Below are 17012 nucleotides of genomic sequence, written 5' to 3'. Positions count from 1 at the left end.
CCATGACCCCCGTACCCCCCGCGTCTCCCACGTCTCCCGCGTCCCTCAAGTCCCCGGCGGCCTCCACGACCGACCCGCCCGGCCCGCCCGCAGGCCCCTTCCCCGCCCCCGCCCCCGGCCGCCGCCGGCCCGCCCCGCTGCGGCACGCCCCCGCCGTCGTCGCCGCCGTCATCGGCCTGCTGTTCGCCCTGCCGCTGCTGTGGGTGCTGGCCGGTTCCCTGCGGCCGGGCGACGAGGTCCTCGCCGGGCTGGACGAGCTGACCTGGCGCTCCTTCGTCCCCACCCACGCCACGCCCGACAACTACGTCACCCTCCTGGAGGGCGACTTCGGCCGGGCCGTGCTCAACTCCATCGGCGTGGCCGCCGCGGTGATCGTCGTCGGTCTGCTGCTGTCGGCCACCGCCGCCTTCGCCCTGTCGGTCTTCGACTTCCCCGGCCGCGGCGCGGTGTTCGCGGTGATCCTGCTCAGCTTCATGATCCCGTTCGACGCGATCGCGATTCCGCTGTCCACCACCCTGCGCGACTGGGGGCTGCAGAACACCTACCTCGGCCTGATGCTGCCCGGCATCGGCAACGGCCTGGCGATCTTCCTGCTGCGGCAGTTCTTCCTCGCCGTGCCCCGTGAACTCGTCGAGGCCGCCCGCATGGACGGGCTCGGCTGGTGGGGCGTCTTCTGGAAGATCTACCTGCCGCTGTCCCGCCCCGCCCTCATCGGCGCCGGCCTGACGCTGTTCACCTTCCAGTGGCAGTCGTACATGTGGCCGCTGCTCATCGGCACCGAACCCAGCCGCCAGCTCGGCCCGATCGCGCTGAGCACCCTCCAGGGCCAGCTCGTCGTCGACTACGGGCAGGTGTTCGCCGCCGCCGCGATCCTCACCCTCATCCCCCTGCTGGTCCTGCTGCGCCTCCAGCGTCACTTCACCCAGTCCATCGCGGGCAGCGGCCTGAAGTAACCCTGCCCCTACCCCTGCCTTTGTCCCTGCCCCTGCTCTTCCACCACCATCCACCCCTCCCTCCCCCGGAGCCCCCCCATGACCGACAACCACCTCCACCCCACCTCCCACCCCCGCGCCCTCATCCTCGACACCGACATCGGCAGTGACGTCGACGACGCCCTGGCGCTCGGCGTCCTCCTCGGTTCGCCCGAGGTCCGCCTGGCCGGCGTCACCACCGTCTACGGCGACACCCTGCTGCGCGCCCGGCTCGCCCACCGCCTCGCCGCCCTCGCCGGCGAGGAACTGGCCGTCGTCCCCGGCGCCGCCGAGACCCTGTCCGGCAAGGAGGTGTGGTGGCCGGGCCACGAAGGCACCTGCTTCGACGACCTGCACACCGAACCGGTCCGCGACGACCTGGACGCCGCCGACTTCCTCGCCGAAACCGTCCAGGCCCGGCCCGGCGAGGTCGACGTGATGGCGATCGGGCCGCTCGCCAACCTGGCGCGGACCCTCCAGCGGCACCCGGCCTTCGCCGGTGCCGTCGGCACCGTCTACCTGATGGGCGGCTTCTTCGGCCCCGGCGCCAAGCCGGAGCACAACATCCTCAGCGACGTCACCGCCGCCCGCGTCGTCTTCGAGGCCGGGATGCCCATGGTCGTCAGCGGCCTGGAGACCACCACCCGCTTCCGGGTGGAGAGCGACGGCATCGAGGCGATCCGCGCCGCCGGCCGCTACGGCGCCGCCCTCGCCCGGGAGATCGACACCTGGATCGCGTTCAAGGGCCGCACCTGGACCACCCCGCACGACCCGGTCACCGCCCTGTCGATGCTCCGCCCCGACCTCTACTCCTTCGAGCACGGCCACGTCACGGTCGAGGACGACGGCCTGACCGTCTTCCACCCCGACCCGTCCGGCCCGGTCCGCCTCGTCACCGACGCCGACCTCCCGGCCGTGGCGAAGGAGATCGTCACCCGCATCGTCCGCGCCGGAACCGGGGCCTGACCTCCGGATCACCGACGGCCGAGGCCGGAGGACGCCCACGTACGGCACCGCCGGGCACGGGGTCTCAGGACCACCTCCCCGGCCACGGCCCCTCCCCCTCGGACAGCCGGTGCACCCCGGCGGCGATCAGCCGGGCCACGGTGAGCGGCGGGCAGAGCAGCCCCGGGGACGACACGGCCACCGCCCAGTAACCGGCGAGCGCGCGCGAGTCGAACTCCGTCGCACCGACCCGGGGGACCCCCAGCCAGGTGCCCCGCCCGAGGCAGTCGGCGTCCGCCGCCCGGCGCCAGTCGTCCACGGCCTGGCGCCAGGTCGTCGGCACACTCGCGGGTACGAGCGCGTAGTACCGGGGGCCGCGCGGATCACAGATGACCGGGCCGCCGCCGAGGAACTCGTCGAGAAAATCGTCGATCTCCTCGGCTTCGGTGGTGGCCGCCACGGCCTGGACCAGGCGCCCCGGAATCCGTACGGCGGAGAACAGCGTCCCCAGCGGCAGCAAGGCCACACCGTGGTCCGCCCATTCCGCCCGAGCCCGGCGGGGGGCCGGGTGGGCGGACGACAGCCAGTGCTCGGCGGCCGGTCGCCGGTCGCCACCAGGATGTACGAGGACGCCGGTCTCCCCGTGAACCGGCTGGAGGGCGGGACTGCGCCGGTTCACCGCACCGCCTCCAGACCACACGGCGTCGGCATCCGGTGGACGTGACCGAGGCTCTCCGCCAACTGCGTGAAGAGCCACTGTGCCTCGGCGCGGGACATGACCAGGCCGGTGGTGCCCCGCAAGTCGTCAACGACATGCAGAGCGAGCGGCACCCGCACCTCGCCGGTCGCACGGACGGTGGTGAGCGGTGCGCTGCGGCACGGGGAGGCATGCAATCGCGCGGGAAGAGGTGACATGCCGGACCTTTCGGTGAGTGACCGAGTGCGGAACGTCACCGTAGGAGCCCGGACAAGAGAGAAGGGGGACGGATTGTCCCCCTGTCCCGCCCCGTCCCCTCTTTCAGACCGTCACCACGCCTGCTTTCTCGGCGAGTTGGCTGGCCTCCGTCCGCATGGCGCGTGGGGCGTTGCGCCACAGGTCGGCGGCGACATGGCGGGCGGACGGGGTGAAGGAGACCGTCTCGGAGCTGATCCGATGAGCCATCTGCATGACATGCAGGGCAGCCGTACGGTCGCCGCGCTGAAGGTGTCCACGGGCGACCTCGATCCAGAGGCGGGCCCGGCGTTCGACGGACGGCATGGTGTCGGGGTCGATGTCGTCGGCCAGACCGAGTGCCTTTGCCGACTTGCGCAGGTCGGTCGCCACGGAGATGGCGTGGAAGTCCACGTTCGCCCGCCCGAAAACGGTGCTCGGATGCACGTAGCCCGCGGGCAGCGACTTGGCGACCTGATCGCCCACGTCCCAGTACCGCCAGGCGTCTCCCTCGCGGCCCTCGCGGGCGGCGGTGACGGCGGCGTGCAACTGCAACGCGCCGTAGATGCCGTGCCAGTCCTCGGGCGCACCGTCGAGGTGAGGGCGCATCAGGTCGGCCGCCTCCAGCACCACCCTCAGCGCCTCTTCGGGGTAGCTGGTCTCACGGAGGATGTTGCCCATGTTCCAGGCCGCCGAGGCAATGGCCGGCGGGTCGTCGGCGTCCTGGGCGGCAGACAGGGCCCGGTCGGCGACCACCCATGCCATCTCGGCAGGCGCAACGTAGGCGGTGGCCTGGCCAGTGAGCCGGTAGACGTCGGACAGGGCCACGAGGGCAGCCCGCCGCTGATCGCCGTCCAGGGCGCGCACGGCCGCCTCGGCGTCCCGGATCAACTCGGGCAGTTGGGCCCCGACCTCGGTCCGGTTGTGCGGCGAGCTGTGCCACTGTCGCCACATCTGGTCCACCCGACCTTGGAGGTTCATCAGGTCAGCCGGGGTGTCTGTACTGCGGGTGACCAACGACCGCTCCATGACGGCGGCCCAAATGGCAGGCATAGAAGGCCCGCGAGGGCAGCCGCATCATCAACGTGCACGCCCTGATCGCGGTCGGCGTCAACGCCGACCGGCACCGCGAGATCCTCGGCCTGGACGTCGCCACCGCCGAGGACGGCGCCGGCCGGCTCGCCTTCCTGCGCTCGCTGATCGCCCGCGGCCTGTCCGGCGTCCAGCTCGTCATCTCCGATGCTCACGCCGGCCTGGTGGACGCCATCGGCGCCGTGCTGCCCGGCGCCTCGTGACAGAGATACCGCACCCTCCCCCACGCCCTGAACGGGCACGGGGGCACCCCCATCGCCCGCCACCTGCTCCGTCAGGTTCCCAAGTCCGCTCAGCCCTGGGTCGCCACGCTGCTGCGGACCGTCTTCGAACAACCCGACTCCGAGGCGGTCCAGGCCCAGATGCGGCACGTGCTCGACGCCCTGGAAGCCAAGTTCCCCAAGGCCGCCGAACACCTCGACGCCGCCCAACACGAGCTGCTGGCATTCACCGCCTTCCCCCGCGAGATCTGGCGGCAGATCTGGTCGAACAACCCGCAAGAGCGGCTGAACAAGGAGATCCTCCCCCACGGCTTCGCCGCGGGAGGTGCCCCCAGCCGCACCGACGTGGTCGGCATCTTCCCCGACCGCTCCGCCGTGATCCGCCTGGTCGGCGCGGTCCTGGCCGAACAGAACGACGAGTGGACCGAGGCCCGCCGCTCCATGGGACTCGACCTGCTGGCCAAGGCCCGGCCCCACCCGATCGAGTCAGAAACCGACGAGACCTTCCTGCCCACCGAACTCACCGCATAGCCTCAAAACGAGATCGCCGAGTGGCCGTCGATACACCACTCCAGCGGACGTGACCCACCGTCGCTGCCATTCACGCCATCGAGATCGCCTGGCGCTCAGGATGAGAAGCGTTCACTGACCACTCAACTACCAAGCTCAGCCGTTAAATTGACACACCTTTCATACATCGCGAGCTGGACCGTACCGTGTCTCCGGCCGCTCACCGGGGGCCATCGGCAGTTCCCGGAGCGCCACGGGCCCGGGGTAGAAAGCGGAACCACCCGGCCCCGTTACCTCCTCACCAGCCAGCCAGCGCCACAGCCATTCGGCGAAGCCCATGGGGTACTCGAAGAACTCGCCCTCGCCATTCTCGACGAAGAGCACGCCCAGGCCGCTTCTTCCCCTGGGGGCGTAGAAGATGCTCTCTCCCCGGTCGGTGGAGGCGATCGGGATGAGACCGTCCGCAACACCGAAGAGCAACTCGGGGACCTCAAGGGCGACGCGGGGGTCTCCCTCGGGCTCGACATCGTCCCAGTCGATCTGTGACCAAGCTTCAGACGTGCGCCTGATGTCCTCGATCAGGTTCCAGCGGTCGGTCGCCGGATGCAGCAGATTCAGGTGGCCGTTGATCTGAACAGGGGCGTAGCCGTCGACTATCTCTTTGTAATCGGCGGGAAGGCTCACCCCGAGCTCATGCTCCAGCTCGTGCCACGCCGAACCAGCCTGGTACCGCCGGGGCGGCTCGCCCAGCACAGCCAGCACTCGCATCACATAGGTCGTTTTCACTTGTCATCTCCTCGGGCAGTTCTTGCTACCTCGGGTAGTGCCACCCGTCGGCGACTGCGTGATCACACAGTGCTTCATCTTGCCATCTTCCACACTCCCGTAGTTGAACTCGATCTCGGTGGGGATGCCACTGCCAGGGTTCCCGTAGTGGGGGATAACCGAGATCACCAGCTGCTTACCCCCCTTGATTGCATCCCTAATCTCTTTCTCCACACCATAATTCAGGTACGGAGTGTTGGTTTTTTCGTACTCGGCTACAAGGTTTCGGAGGTCAATCCCAGAGCCGCTGGCTGCTGCGGGGATCATATGTCCGTTAGCCGCGACGTGCCCCTTGGACTCGATCTCGGGATGTGTCCAGTAGACGGCTGATCCAGTTTCTGTGGGGTTCAGTTGGCGGCCGGGGTGAGCCGGCCCTCGAAGGCGATCTGGAAGGCGTTCAGGGGTGCCTTCCAGCGCATGGTCCACCGCTTGCGGCCCTTGCCGGTCGGGTCCAGGCTCATCAGCGCCATGTAGACGCACTTGAGGGCCGCAGCCTCGTTGGGGAAGTGTCCGCGGGCCCGGACGGCCTTGCGGATGCGGGCGTTGACGCTCTCGATCGCGTTCGTGGAGCAGATCACCTTGCGGATCTCGACGTCGAAGGAGAGGAAGGGCACGAACTCGGCCCAGGCGTTCTCCCAGAGCCGGATGACCGCCGGGTACTTCTTGCCCCAGGCTTCCTGGAACTCGCTGAACCGCTCGGTCGCGGCGGCCTCGTTCGACGCCGTGTAGACGGGTTTGAGCGCCTTGGCGATCTTGTCCCAGTCCTGGCGGGCCGCGTGCCGGAAGCTGTTCCTCAGGAGGTGAACGACGCACGTCTGGACCACGGTGCGGGGCCAGACCGTCTCCACCGCCTCGGGCAGGCCCTTCAACCCGTCGCAGACCAGCATGAGGACATCGTCGACGCCCCTGTTCTTCAGGTCCGTGAACACGCTCAGCCAGTACTCCGCGCCCTCGCCGCCGTCGCCGGCCCAGATTCCGAGGATGTCGCGGTGGCCCTCGGCGGTCACCGCCATGACGACGTAGATCGGCCGGTTGGCCACCTGCCCGTCTCTGATCTTGACGTTGATGGCGTCCACGAACAGGACCGGATAGACGCGGTCCAGCGGGCGGTTGGACCATTCGGCCATGCCGTCCATGACCTTGTCCGTGATCGTGGAGATCGTGGCCTTGGACACGCTCGCGCCGTAGACCTCGGCCAGGTGCGCGGAGATCTCACCGTGCGTCAGGCCCTTCGCCGACAGGGACAGCACCATCTCGTCCACCCCGGTCAGGCGCCGCTGCCGCTTCTTGACGATGGCCGGCTCGAACGTGCCGGCCACGTCCCGGGGGATCTTGACCTCGACCGGGCCGACATCGGTCAGTACCGTCTTCGCCCGGGTGCCGTTGCGGGAGTTGCCGCTGTTCCGGCCCTCGGCGTCGTGCTTCTCGTAGCCGAGGTGATCGGTGATCTCGCCCTCCAGGGCGGACTCCAGGACCCGCTTGGTCAGCTGCTGGAGCAGCCCGCCCTCCCCGGTCAGCTGCAGACCCTCGCTGCGGGCCCGGTCCACGAGCATCGCGACCAGCTGCTCGTCACTCGCCGGCACGGCCACCGCCGCCGGCTCGCTGCCCGGTATCTGCTCGATGGTGGTGTCGCTCATCTGGCGTCTCCTTGATCATCGGATCCGCCGTTCATTGAACACTCCCCCCCGACCCGAGGCCGACAGCAACTCAGTGATCTTGGTTCGACACGCTGGGTAACATCAACGGCAGCAGGCGGCGACGACGAGTAGCAGCCTTGTAGGGCACCGGTGCACGAGGCGAACCGCTATCGGGCCGGGCCGAGAACGAACTTGTCATGCGGTGCTCATCGCACGAGCGCCCTCCCGGGCCGTCCTCAGGCGGTGGAAGGGCGCTCAGCAATGACCAACGTCGACAACTGCCGACAGCTCAGCAGCAGCTCAGGGCGTTGATCGATTAGGCGGCCGCAGCTCACGGCCGCCCCCGCTCAGTTGTGACTGTGCAGGACCTCGTTCAGCCCGCCCCACACCGCGTTGTTCGGCCGGGCCTCCACGGCGCCGGTGACCGAGTTGCGGCGGAAGAGGATGTGGGAGGCGCCGGACAGTTCGCGGGCCTTGACGATCTGGCCGTCGGGCATCGTCACGCGGGTGCCGGCGGTGACGTACAGGCCCGCCTCGACCACGCACTCGTCGCCCAGCGCGATGCCGACGCCCGCCTCGGCGCCGACCAGGCAGCGCTCGCCGATGGAGATGATGACGTTGCCGCCGCCGGAGAGGGTGCCCATCGTGGAGGCGCCGCCGCCGATGTCGGAGCCGTCGCCGACGACGACGCCCGCGGAGATGCGGCCCTCGACCATCGACGTGCCGAGCGTGCCGGCGTTGAAGTTGACGAAGCCCTCGTGCATGACGGTGGTGCCCTCGCCGAGGTACGCGCCGAGGCGGACCCGGTCGGCGTCGGCGATGCGCACGCCCTTGGGGGCGACGTAGTCGGTCATGCGGGGGAACTTGTCGACGGAGGTCACCTGGAGGTGCAGGCCCTCGGCGCGGGCGTTGAGGCGGACCTTCTCCAGGTCGTCGACGGCGACCGGGCCCAGCGAGGTCCAGGCGACGTTGGCGAGGTGGGCGAAGATGCCGTCCAGGTTCTGGCCGTGCGGCTTGACCAGGCGGTGGGAGAGCAGGTGCAGGCGCAGGTAGACGTCGTGGGCGTCGACCGGCTTCTCGTCGAGCGAGGCGATGACCGTGCGGACCGCGACGACCTCGACGCCGCGGCGGGCGTCCGGGCCGATCGCCGCGGTCGCGCCGCCGCCGAGCAGCTGGGCGGCCTGCTCGGCGGTGAGCCGCTCGGTGCCGGACGGGCCGGGCTCGGCGACCAGCTCGGGGGCGGGGAACCAGGTGTCGAGGACGGTGCCGTCGGAGGCGATCGTGGCGAGGCCGGCGGCCACGGCGCCGGTGGTGCGGGGAGCAGTCGTGTCGGTCATGAGGGCAACCTAACCGGCCGGGGGCCGAGGAGGCCAACCCGGCCCGCGGCCGTCTCGCGTACCGGGCGGCGCACCCCCCGCCGGCGTCACCGACCTGGGGAAACGACCCGCGCCGGCACTTGGAGGCAGATGCCGTCCACCAGGGCGGCCAGGGCCCGTGCCGTGACCGGGTCCGTGCGGCGGGCGAGCGGTTCGGCGATACTCTCGGCCCATGCCGCGGCGACGGGGCGCAGGGCGGGCGGCGGGGCGTCAGTGCGCTCCGCCCAGGTTCAGCACCACCACGCCGACGATGATCAGCGCGATGCCGGCGGCCTTGGCGAGGGTCATCCCCTCCCCCAGGAACACGATGCCGATGGTGGCGATGGCGGCGGTGCCGACGCCGGACCAGATGGCGTAGGCGGTGCCGATGGAGAGGGTCTTCAGCGTCTGCGCGAGGAGCCCGAAGGAGATCAGGTACCCGAGGAGGGTCAGCAGCGACGGCCACAGCCTGCTGAAGCCCTCGCTGTACTTCATGGCGGTGGTCCCGGCGACCTCGGCGGCGATGGCTCCGGCCAGCAGCAGGTATCCCATGTGGACGAGCGTACGCAACAGGGGGGCGGACCACGGGGGAACGGAGAACGGCGGCACCCGAAGGTGCCGCCGTTCCAGGGGACGGGTCGGTCCCGGTGGGTCTCAGACGTTGAACCCGAGCGCCCGCAGCTGCTCGCGCCCGTCGTCCGTGATCTTGTCGGGGCCCCACGGCGGCATCCAGACCCAGTTGATGCGCAGCTCGTTGACGAGGCCGTCCGTGGCGGACCTGGCCTGGTCCTCGATGACGTCGGTCAGCGGGCAGGCCGCCGAGGTCAGGGTCATGTCGACCGTGGCGATGTTCGATTCCTGGTCGATGTGGATGCCGTAGATCAGACCCAGGTTGACGACGTCGATGCCCAGCTCGGGGTCGACGACGTCCATCAGGGCCTCGCGGAGTTCCTCCTCGGAGGCCGGCTTCATCTCCACGGTGTCGCTGCTCATGCCGTCTTCCTTTCGGCGTCGGCGCCGTCCAGCGCCTGGGCCGTCGCGTCCTTCCAGGCCATCCAGCTCAACAGGGCGCACTTGACCCGGGCCGGGTACTTGGACACCCCGGCGAACGCGACCGCGTCCTCCAGGACGTCCTCCATGGCGTCGTCGGGCTCGATCCGGCCCTTGGACTGCATCAGCTCCAGGAAGGTCTCCTGGATCTTCTGCGCGTCGGCGAGGTCCTTGCCGACGAGGAGTTCGTTCAGTACGGAGGCCGAGGCCTGGCTGATGGAGCAGCCCTGGCCCTCGTACGACACGTCGGCGATGGTCGTGCCGTCGTACTTCACGCGCAGCGTGATCTCGTCGCCGCACGTGGGGTTCACGTGGTGCACCTCGGCGTCGCCGTCCCGCAGACCACGCCCGTGGGGGTTCTTGTAGTGGTCCAGGATGACGTCCTGGTACATGGAGTCCAGCTTCACCTTGTCAGCACGCCCTTCAGCCGAAGAAGTTCCGTACGTGCTCCAGGCCGTCGACGAGCGCGTCGATCTCGGCCGGCGTGGAGTACAGATAGAACGACGCTCGCGTGGTCGCAGGAATTCCGTAGCGCAGGCAGACCGGGCGCGCGCAGTGGTGTCCTACGCGGACGGCGATGCCCTGCTCGTCGAGGACCTGGCCCACGTCGTGCGGGTGGATGTCACCGAGGGTGAAGGAGATCGCGGCGCCCCGGTCCTCGGCCGTGGCCGGGCCGATGATCCGCAGGTCGGGAACGTCCGCCAGCCGCTTGACCGCGTACTCGGTGAGCGCGTGCTCGTGGGCGAGGATCTTGTCCATGCCGATCGAGTTGAGGTAGTCGATCGCCGCGCCGAGACCGACCGCCTGCGCGATCGGCGGGGTGCCCGCCTCGAACTTGTGCGGGGCGGGGGCGTACGTCGACGAGTGCATCGACACGGTCTCGATCATCTCGCCGCCGCCGAGGAACGGGGGCAGGTCCTCCAGGAGCTCCTGGCGGCCCCAGAGCACGCCGATGCCGGTCGGGCCGCACATCTTGTGGCCGGTGAAGGCCACGAAGTCGGCCTGGAGGGCCTGCACGTCCAGCGGCATGTGCGGCGCGGCCTGGGAGGCGTCGACGCAGACCAGCGCGCCGACCTCCTGGGCGCGGCGGATGATCGCCTCGACCGGGTTGAGCGTGCCCAGGATGTTGGAGACCAGCACGAAGGAGACGACCTTGGTCTTCTCGGTGATGATCTCGTCGATGTTCGACAGGTCCAGGCGGCCGTCGTCGGTGAGGCCGAACCACTTCAGCTTCGCGCCCGTGCGCTGCGCGAGCAGCTGCCAGGGCACGATGTTGGAGTGGTGCTCCATCTCCGTGATGACGATCTCGGTCTCGTGGTCCACCCGGTAGGGCTCGTCGGCCCAGCCGAGCATGTTGGCCACGAGGTTGAGGGACTCCGAGGCGTTCTTGGTGAAGATCACCTCGTCGCGCGAGGGCGCGTTGATGAACTCCGCGACCTTGTCCCGCGCACCCTCGTACAGCGCCGTGGCCTCCTCGGCGAGGACGTGCACGCCACGGTGGACGTTGGCGTTGTGCTGCTCGTAGTACTCGTCGAGGACGTCGATGACCTGGCGCGGGGTCTGCGAGGTCGCGGCGTTGTCGAGGTAGACGAGCTTCTTCCCGTCGTGGAGCACTCGGTCCAGGATGGGGAAGTTCTTGCGGATCGCCTCGGTGTCGAGGAGGCCCGGCAGCTGTGTCACGCGGATACGCCACCCTTCGTGTACGCCTCGTAGCCCTCGGCCTCCAGCTTGTCGGCCAGCTCGGGGCCGCCCGACTCGACGACGCGGCCGTTCGCGAAGACGTGGACGTGGTCGGGCTTGATGTACCGCAGGATGCGCGTGTAGTGGGTGATCAGCAGGGTGCCGACCTCGCCGGTCTCGCGCACGCGGTTGACGCCCTCGGAGACGACGCGCAGGGCGTCGACGTCCAGGCCGGAGTCGGTCTCGTCGAGGATCGCGACCTTCGGCTTGAGCAGTTCGAGCTGGAGGATCTCGTGGCGCTTCTTCTCACCGCCGGAGAAGCCCTCGTTGACGTTGCGCTCGGCGAAGGCGGGGTCCATGTTGAGGCGCTCCATGGCCTCCTTGACCTCCTTCACCCAGGTGCGCAGCTTGGGGGCCTCGCCGCGGATGGCGGTGGCGGAGGTGCGCAGGAAGTTGGAGACGGAGACGCCGGGGACCTCGACCGGGTACTGCATGGCGAGGAACAGGCCGGCGCGGGCGCGCTCGTCGACGGACATCTCCAGGACGTCCTCGCCGTCGAGGGTGACGGTGCCGCCGGTGATCGTGTACTTGGGGTGACCCGCGAGGGAGTAGGCGAGGGTCGACTTGCCCGAGCCGTTGGGGCCCATGATGGCGTGCGTCTCGCCCTGCTTCACGGTGAGGTCGACACCCTTGAGGATTTCCTTCGTGCCGTTCTCGACCTCGACGGTGACGTGCAGGTCTCGGATTTCAAGCGTTGCCATGGGTGCCTCAGGACTCCTGGGTGAGGGAGACGAGCACGTCGTCCCCTTCGATCTTTACGGGGTATACGGGGACCGGACGCGTCGCCGGAAGACTGTCGGGCTTGCCGGAGCGCAGGTCGAAGCGCGAGCCGTGCAGCCAGCACTCGATGTGGCAGTCGTCGACCTCGCCCTCCGAGAGCGAGACGTTCGCGTGCGAGCAGATGTCGTGGATCGCGAACACCTCCCCCTCGGTCTGCACGATGGACACGGGCGTGCCGTCGAGTTCCACCCGCTTCGGGGTGTCCTCCTCCAGCTCGCCCAGTCCGCAGGCGCGTACGAAGGTCATGCGACCGACGCCTCCAGCTCCTGCTCGATCTTGGTGAGGAGGCGCTCCTCGATGTCCGCGACGCCGATCTGCTGGACCAGCTCGGCGAAGAAGCCGCGGACCACCAGGCGGCGGGCCTCGTGCTCCGGGATGCCGCGGGCCATCAGGTAGAAGAGCTGCTCGTCGTCGAAGCGGCCGGTGGCGGAGGCGTGGCCGGCGCCGACGATCTCGCCGGTCTCGATCTCCAGGTTGGGCACCGAGTCGACGCGGGCGCCGTCCGTGAGGACGAGGTTGCGGTTCATCTCGTAGGTGTCCGTGCCCTCGGCCGCGGCCTCGATGAGGACGTCGCCGATCCACACCGCGTGCGCGTCGTCGCCCTGGAGAGCGCCCTTGTAGACGACGTTCGACTTGCAGTGCGGGACGTTGTGGTCGACGAAGAGGCGGTGCTCCTGGTGCTGGCCCTTGTCGGTGAAGTACAGGCCGAACATCTCGACCTCGCCGCCGGGCCCGGCGTAGTTCACGCGCGGGTGGAGGCGGACCAGGTCGCCGCCGAAGGTGACGACGACCGACTTGAAGGAGGCGTCCCGGCCGACGAGGGCGTTGTGCTGGGCGGCGTGGACGGCCTTGTCGTCCCAGTCCTGGACGGAGACGACGGTCAGCTTGGCGCCGTCGCCGAGGACGTAGTCGACGTTGGCGGCGAGCACCGCGTCACCGGTGTGGTCGATGACCACGACGGCCTCGGCGAAGGCGCCGAGCTCGATGACCTGGTGGCCGTAGGCGACCCCGCCCTCGCCGTGCACGGCGATGCGGATGGGCTCGGTGAGGACGGTCTCCTTCGGCACGGTCACGACCGAGGCCTGCTCGAAGGCGGAGTACGCCTGGGCGGCGACGCGGTCCACGGGGGTGCCCGCCTTGCCGAGCCGGGCGTCGTCGCGGCCGACGGTCTCGACGGTGACGCCCTCGGGGGCCTCGATGGCGATCTTGACGCCCGCGCCGGTGGCGACGGCGGTGCCGTCGTGCAGGCCGCGCAGCCGCTCCAGCGGCGTGAACCGCCACTCCTCCTCGCGGCCGTGCGGGACGGGGAAGTCGGCCACGTCGAAGGACGGGGGCGCGCTCATGCGGGTGGCGACGGTCGAGTCCGCCTCGGCGGCCACCGCGATCGCACCGGCGGTCGTGGAACCGACCGGGATGTTCTGAGCCTCAGCCATGGCTGTCGTAGTGCTCGCTTTCCGTTACGTGTAAGGGGCTTGACGGGGACGGCGGGGCGGCGCGGGGCCGCCCCTGGCCGGTGGTTAGCCGACCGCGCCCTCCATCTGCAGCTCGATCAGCCGGTTGAGCTCCAGCGCGTACTCCATCGGCAGCTCCTTGGCGATCGGCTCGACGAAGCCGCGCACGATCATCGCCATGGCCTCGTCCTCGCTCAGGCCGCGGCTCATCAGGTAGAAGAGCTGGTCCTCGGAGACCTTGGAGACGGTCGCCTCGTGGCCCATGGACACGTCGTCCTCGCGGACGTCCACGTAGGGGTACGTGTCGGAGCGGGAGATCGTGTCGACGAGCAGCGCGTCGCACAGGACGTTGGACTTCGAGCCCGGGGCGCCCTCGCCGATCTCGATCAGACCGCGGTAGGAGGTACGGCCGCCGCCGCGCGCCACCGACTTGGAGACGATGTTGGACGAGGTGTTGGGGGCCATGTGGACCATCTTGGCGCCCGCGTCCTGGTGCTGGCCCTCGCCGGCGAAGGCGATGGACAGCGTCTCGCCCTTGGCGTGCTCGCCCATCAGGTAGACGGCCGGGTACTTCATCGTCACCTTGGAGCCGATGTTGCCGTCGATCCACTCCATGGTCGCGCCCTCGTACGCCACGGCGCGCTTGGTGACCAGGTTGTAGACGTTGTTCGACCAGTTCTGGATGGTCGTGTAACGGCAGCGGGCGTTCTTCTTGACGATGATCTCGACGACCGCGGAGTGCAGCGAGTCCGACTTGTAGATCGGGGCGGTGCAGCCCTCGACGTAGTGCACGTAGGCACCCTCGTCGACGATGATCAGGGTCCGCTCGAACTGGCCCATGTTCTCCGTGTTGATGCGGAAGTAGGCCTGGAGCGGGATCTCCACGTGCACGCCCTTCGGCACGTAGATGAAGGAGCCGCCGGACCACACGGCGGTGTTCAGCGCGGCGAACTTGTTGTCACCGGCCGGGATGACGGTGCCGAAGTACTCCTTGAAGAGCTCCGGGTGCTCCTTCAGCGCCGTGTCGGTGTCCAGGAAGATGACGCCCTGCTCCTCCAGGTCCTCGCGGATCTGGTGGTAGACGACCTCGGACTCGTACTGGGCCGCGACACCGGCGACGAGGCGCTTCTTCTCCGCCTCCGGGATGCCCAGCTTGTCGTACGTGTTCTTGATGTCCTCGGGCAGGTCCTCCCAGGACTCCGCCTGCTTCTCCGTGGAGCGCACGAAGTACTTGATGTTGTCGAAGTCGATGCCCGACAGGTCCGAGCCCCAGTTCGGCATGGGCTTCTTCTCGAAGAGCTTCAGGCCCTTGAGACGGAGCTTGGTCATCCACTCGGGCTCGTTCTTCTTCGCGGAGATGTCCCGGACGACCTCCTCGTCCAGGCCGCGACGCGCCGACGCACCGGCCTCGTCCCGGTCGGCCCAGCCGTATTCGTACTTGCCCAGGCCCTCGAGCTCAGGGTGGGCAGTCTCCGTGGGGAGAGTCATGCGGGGTTCCTCCCGGCCGTGCTTGCAGATGCGTGGTGAGTGGTCTTGGAAAGACGCGAGGTCTTCGGAATGAACGTGGTGCAGACCCCGTCGCCGTGGGCGATGGTCGCCAGCCGCTGCACATGCGTACCGAGCAGCTCGGCGAAGAATTCCGTCTCGGCCTCGCACAGCTGCGGGAACTGTTCGGCGACGTGGGCGACCGGGCAGTGGTGCTGGCACAACTGCTCACCCTGCTGGGGGTGGGGCGCGCTCCGCGCGGTAGCAGCGTACCCGTCCGCACTCAAGGCCTTGGCCAGCGCTTCGGCGCGCTGTTCCGGGGCGGCTGCCTCGACCGCCTTGCGGTACGCGCTCCCCTGGGCGGCGATCCGGGCCCGGGCGAAGGCGGCGACCGCCTGCTCCCCGCCCTCCCGCTGGGCGATCCAGCGCAGGGCGTCCACGGCGAGCTTGTCGTACGACTGGTCGAAGGCGTCCCGGCCGCAGTCCGTCAGGGCGAACACCTTCGCGGGCCGCCCGCGCGTGCGCGTGCCGTAGACCCGGCGGTCGCGGGCCTCCACCACGTTGTCCGCGGCGAGCGCGTCGAGGTGCCGGCGCACGGCCGCCTGGGTGAGGCCCAGCCGCTCGGCGAGTTCGGCGACGGTCGACGGCCCGTGGTCCAGGATGGACCGCGCGACCCGGTTGCGGGTGGACCGCTCCCCGGTCGCGAGCTCCTCGTGGGGGGCCTCGCCGACGTTTTTCACAACGCCATTGTTGCGTAATTCTTCGGAGCCGGGCAAGCCACCTCCGAAGCGCCCGATGGTGCCGTGCGTCACTTAGGCATACCTAATCTGACCTGCGGAAACGATCTTTGATCGATCAAACCGGCGGTGCCCGGCGGCATCGCCCGGAACACGCGCGCACCCTGCCGCCACCCCCTCCGACCGGCCCACTCGCCACCCGCGCCGGCCTCACCGGCGCCCTGTCCGCCCCGCCGTACGCCGCACCCCGCAGTTCTCCCCGGCGGCCGTCGGCCCGCGCGCCAGGGCATCCCGCCCCCGCGCGCCTGAGCGCCCGCCCGTCTACCTAGACTCGTGAACCATGCGAAGCGAGCCCGTGGTCCAGGTCCAGGCCCTGGTGAAGCGGTACGGCACGAAGACCGCGGTGGACGGCCTCGACCTGGTGGCCCGGGCGGGCGTCACCGCCGTGCTCGGCCCCAACGGGGCGGGCAAGACGACCACCGTCGAGACCTGCGAGGGGTACCGGAGGCCGGATTCCGGCACGGTGCGCGTCCTGGGCCTCGACCCCGTCCGGCAGGCCGCCGAGCTGCGGCCCCGCATCGGGGTGATGCTCCAGTCCGGCGGCGTCTACTCCGGCGCGCGGGCCGACGAGATGCTGCGCCACGTCGCGAAGCTGCACGCGCACCCGCTGGACGTGGACGCCCTCGTCGAGCGGCTCGGCCTCGGCTCCTGCGGCCGGACCCCCTACCGCCGCCTGTCCGGCGGCCAGCAGCAGCGCCTCGCGCTGGCGATGGCCGTCGTCGGGCGCCCGGAGCTGGTCTTCCTGGACGAGCCGACCGCCGGCCTGGACCCGCAGGCCCGCCGCGCCACCTGGGACCTGGTGCGCGACCTGCGCGCCGACGGCGTCTCCGTGATCCTCACCACCCACTACATGGACGAGGCCGAGCAGCTCGCCGACGACGTCGCCGTCATCGACGCCGGCCGGGTCATCGCCCAGGGCTCCCCGGAGGAGCTGTGCCGCGGCGGGGCCGAGAACACCCTCCGCTTCACCGGCCGCCCCGGCCTGGACGTCGGCTCGCTGCTCAAGGCCCTGCCCGCGGACTGCGCGGCCGCCGAGCTGACCCCGGGCTCGTACCGGGTCGTCGGCAAGGTCGACCCGCAGTTGCTCGCCACCGTGACGTCCTGGTGCGCCCAGCACGGGGTGATGCCGGACAGGATCTCGGTGGAGCGGCACACCCTCGAAGACGTCTTCCTCGAGCTCACCGGCAAGGAGCTGCGTTCGTGACCGCCACCGGCACCGGGA

Annotated in this window: 19 protein-coding genes and 2 pseudogenes; 4 read left to right on the top strand and 17 right to left on the bottom strand. The window is 69.7% G+C overall.

From position 1 onward, the window contains the following. The first annotated feature begins 2 nt into the window (after positions 1-2). Positions 3-953, top strand: a complete 951-nt coding sequence (locus ABZ340_RS10000) for a carbohydrate ABC transporter permease (protein WP_358781260.1) — start codon at positions 3-5, stop codon at positions 951-953. A gap of 78 nt (positions 954-1031) precedes the next feature. After that, positions 1032-1937 (top strand): nucleoside hydrolase, encoded by a 906-nt coding sequence (locus ABZ340_RS09995; RefSeq protein ID WP_358781259.1) that lies wholly within the window; start codon positions 1032-1034, stop codon positions 1935-1937. A 64-nt stretch (positions 1938-2001) separates the two neighbouring features. Here the strand turns inward: ABZ340_RS09995 and ABZ340_RS09990 are convergent, their stop codons facing one another. From ABZ340_RS09990 to ABZ340_RS09980, 3 genes are all read right to left on the bottom strand, one after another. Continuing rightward, positions 2002-2595: a hypothetical protein gene (locus ABZ340_RS09990; protein WP_358781258.1), complete on the bottom strand. Its 594-nt coding sequence runs from the start codon at positions 2593-2595 to the stop codon at positions 2002-2004. Further along, positions 2592-2831 (bottom strand): hypothetical protein, encoded by a 240-nt coding sequence (locus tag ABZ340_RS09985; RefSeq protein WP_358781257.1) that lies wholly within the window; start codon positions 2829-2831, stop codon positions 2592-2594. Before ABZ340_RS09985 ends, ABZ340_RS09990 begins: the two co-directional genes overlap by 4 nt. Before the next feature lie 103 nt (positions 2832-2934). Then, a complete protein-coding gene (locus ABZ340_RS09980) occupies positions 2935-3828 on the bottom strand; it encodes an XRE family transcriptional regulator (RefSeq protein ID WP_358781256.1) in 894 nt (297 codons plus the stop codon). A 74-nt stretch (positions 3829-3902) separates the two neighbouring features. Between ABZ340_RS09980 and ABZ340_RS09975 the strand changes: the two are divergent. Further along, positions 3903-4691: pseudogene (locus ABZ340_RS09975) on the top strand (transposase); the annotation flags it as partial. Between the two features lie 159 nt (positions 4692-4850). Here ABZ340_RS09975 and ABZ340_RS09970 read toward each other — a convergent pair. From ABZ340_RS09970 to ABZ340_RS09905, 14 genes and pseudogenes are all read right to left on the bottom strand, one after another. Further along, positions 4851-5456 carry an SMI1/KNR4 family protein gene (locus tag ABZ340_RS09970; RefSeq protein WP_358781255.1) on the bottom strand — a complete coding sequence of 202 codons (606 nt, stop codon included), beginning with the start codon at positions 5454-5456 and terminating at the stop codon, positions 4851-4853. A gap of 3 nt (positions 5457-5459) precedes the next feature. Continuing rightward, positions 5460-5762, bottom strand: coding sequence for a hypothetical protein (locus tag ABZ340_RS09965; RefSeq protein ID WP_358781254.1), 303 nt, complete (start codon positions 5760-5762; stop codon positions 5460-5462). Positions 5763-5842: 80 nt separating this feature from the next. Next, positions 5843-7048, bottom strand: coding sequence for an IS256 family transposase (locus ABZ340_RS09960; protein WP_358781299.1), 1206 nt, complete (start codon positions 7046-7048; stop codon positions 5843-5845). Positions 7049-7479: 431 nt separating this feature from the next. Next, positions 7480-8469 (bottom strand): 2,3,4,5-tetrahydropyridine-2,6-dicarboxylate N-succinyltransferase, encoded by a 990-nt coding sequence (gene dapD / locus ABZ340_RS09955; protein ID WP_358781253.1) that lies wholly within the window; start codon positions 8467-8469, stop codon positions 7480-7482. Between the two features lie 119 nt (positions 8470-8588). Next, positions 8589-8708, bottom strand: a pseudogene (locus tag ABZ340_RS09950) (TetR family transcriptional regulator); the annotation flags it as partial. Positions 8709-8718: 10 nt separating this feature from the next. Next, a complete protein-coding gene (locus ABZ340_RS09945; protein ID WP_358781252.1) occupies positions 8719-9039 on the bottom strand; it encodes a multidrug efflux SMR transporter in 321 nt (106 codons plus the stop codon). Positions 9040-9141: 102 nt separating this feature from the next. Next, complete coding sequence (locus ABZ340_RS09940; protein WP_358781251.1) at positions 9142-9480, bottom strand: metal-sulfur cluster assembly factor; 339 nt, start codon at positions 9478-9480, stop codon at positions 9142-9144. After that, a complete protein-coding gene (sufU, locus tag ABZ340_RS09935) occupies positions 9477-9944 on the bottom strand; it encodes a Fe-S cluster assembly sulfur transfer protein SufU (RefSeq protein ID WP_358781250.1) in 468 nt (155 codons plus the stop codon). The genes ABZ340_RS09940 and sufU overlap by 4 nt, the downstream gene beginning before the upstream one ends. A gap of 16 nt (positions 9945-9960) precedes the next feature. Next, the gene (locus ABZ340_RS09930) at positions 9961-11217 is read right to left on the bottom strand and encodes a cysteine desulfurase (RefSeq protein ID WP_358781249.1); all 1257 of its coding nucleotides are present in this window, start codon (positions 11215-11217) and stop codon (positions 9961-9963) included. Beyond that, a complete protein-coding gene (gene sufC / locus ABZ340_RS09925; protein WP_358781248.1) occupies positions 11214-11978 on the bottom strand; it encodes a Fe-S cluster assembly ATPase SufC in 765 nt (254 codons plus the stop codon). Before sufC ends, ABZ340_RS09930 begins: the two co-directional genes overlap by 4 nt. Positions 11979-11985: 7 nt before the next feature. After that, positions 11986-12303, bottom strand: a complete 318-nt coding sequence (locus ABZ340_RS09920) for a non-heme iron oxygenase ferredoxin subunit (RefSeq protein ID WP_358781247.1) — start codon at positions 12301-12303, stop codon at positions 11986-11988. Beyond that, positions 12300-13490: a Fe-S cluster assembly protein SufD gene (gene sufD / locus ABZ340_RS09915; protein ID WP_358781246.1), complete on the bottom strand. Its 1191-nt coding sequence runs from the start codon at positions 13488-13490 to the stop codon at positions 12300-12302. Before sufD ends, ABZ340_RS09920 begins: the two co-directional genes overlap by 4 nt. Positions 13491-13574: 84 nt before the next feature. Further along, positions 13575-14996: a Fe-S cluster assembly protein SufB gene (gene sufB / locus ABZ340_RS09910; RefSeq protein WP_358781245.1), complete on the bottom strand. Its 1422-nt coding sequence runs from the start codon at positions 14994-14996 to the stop codon at positions 13575-13577. Then, complete coding sequence (locus ABZ340_RS09905) at positions 14993-15733, bottom strand: metalloregulator ArsR/SmtB family transcription factor (protein ID WP_358781244.1); 741 nt, start codon at positions 15731-15733, stop codon at positions 14993-14995. Before ABZ340_RS09905 ends, sufB begins: the two co-directional genes overlap by 4 nt. A 337-nt stretch (positions 15734-16070) precedes the next feature. Between ABZ340_RS09905 and ABZ340_RS09900 the strand changes: the two genes are divergently transcribed. After that, positions 16071-16994, top strand: coding sequence for an ABC transporter ATP-binding protein (locus ABZ340_RS09900; protein ID WP_358781243.1), 924 nt, complete (start codon positions 16071-16073; stop codon positions 16992-16994). Positions 16995-17012: the final 18 nt, after the last annotated feature.

This window comes from Streptomyces sp. NPDC006134 (genome assembly GCF_040628835.1).
In the GTDB taxonomy this organism is placed as follows: domain Bacteria; phylum Actinomycetota; class Actinomycetes; order Streptomycetales; family Streptomycetaceae; genus Streptomyces.
Note: the sequence above shows the minus strand (reverse complement) of the source record. Positions and strands in the feature narration are given on the sequence as shown.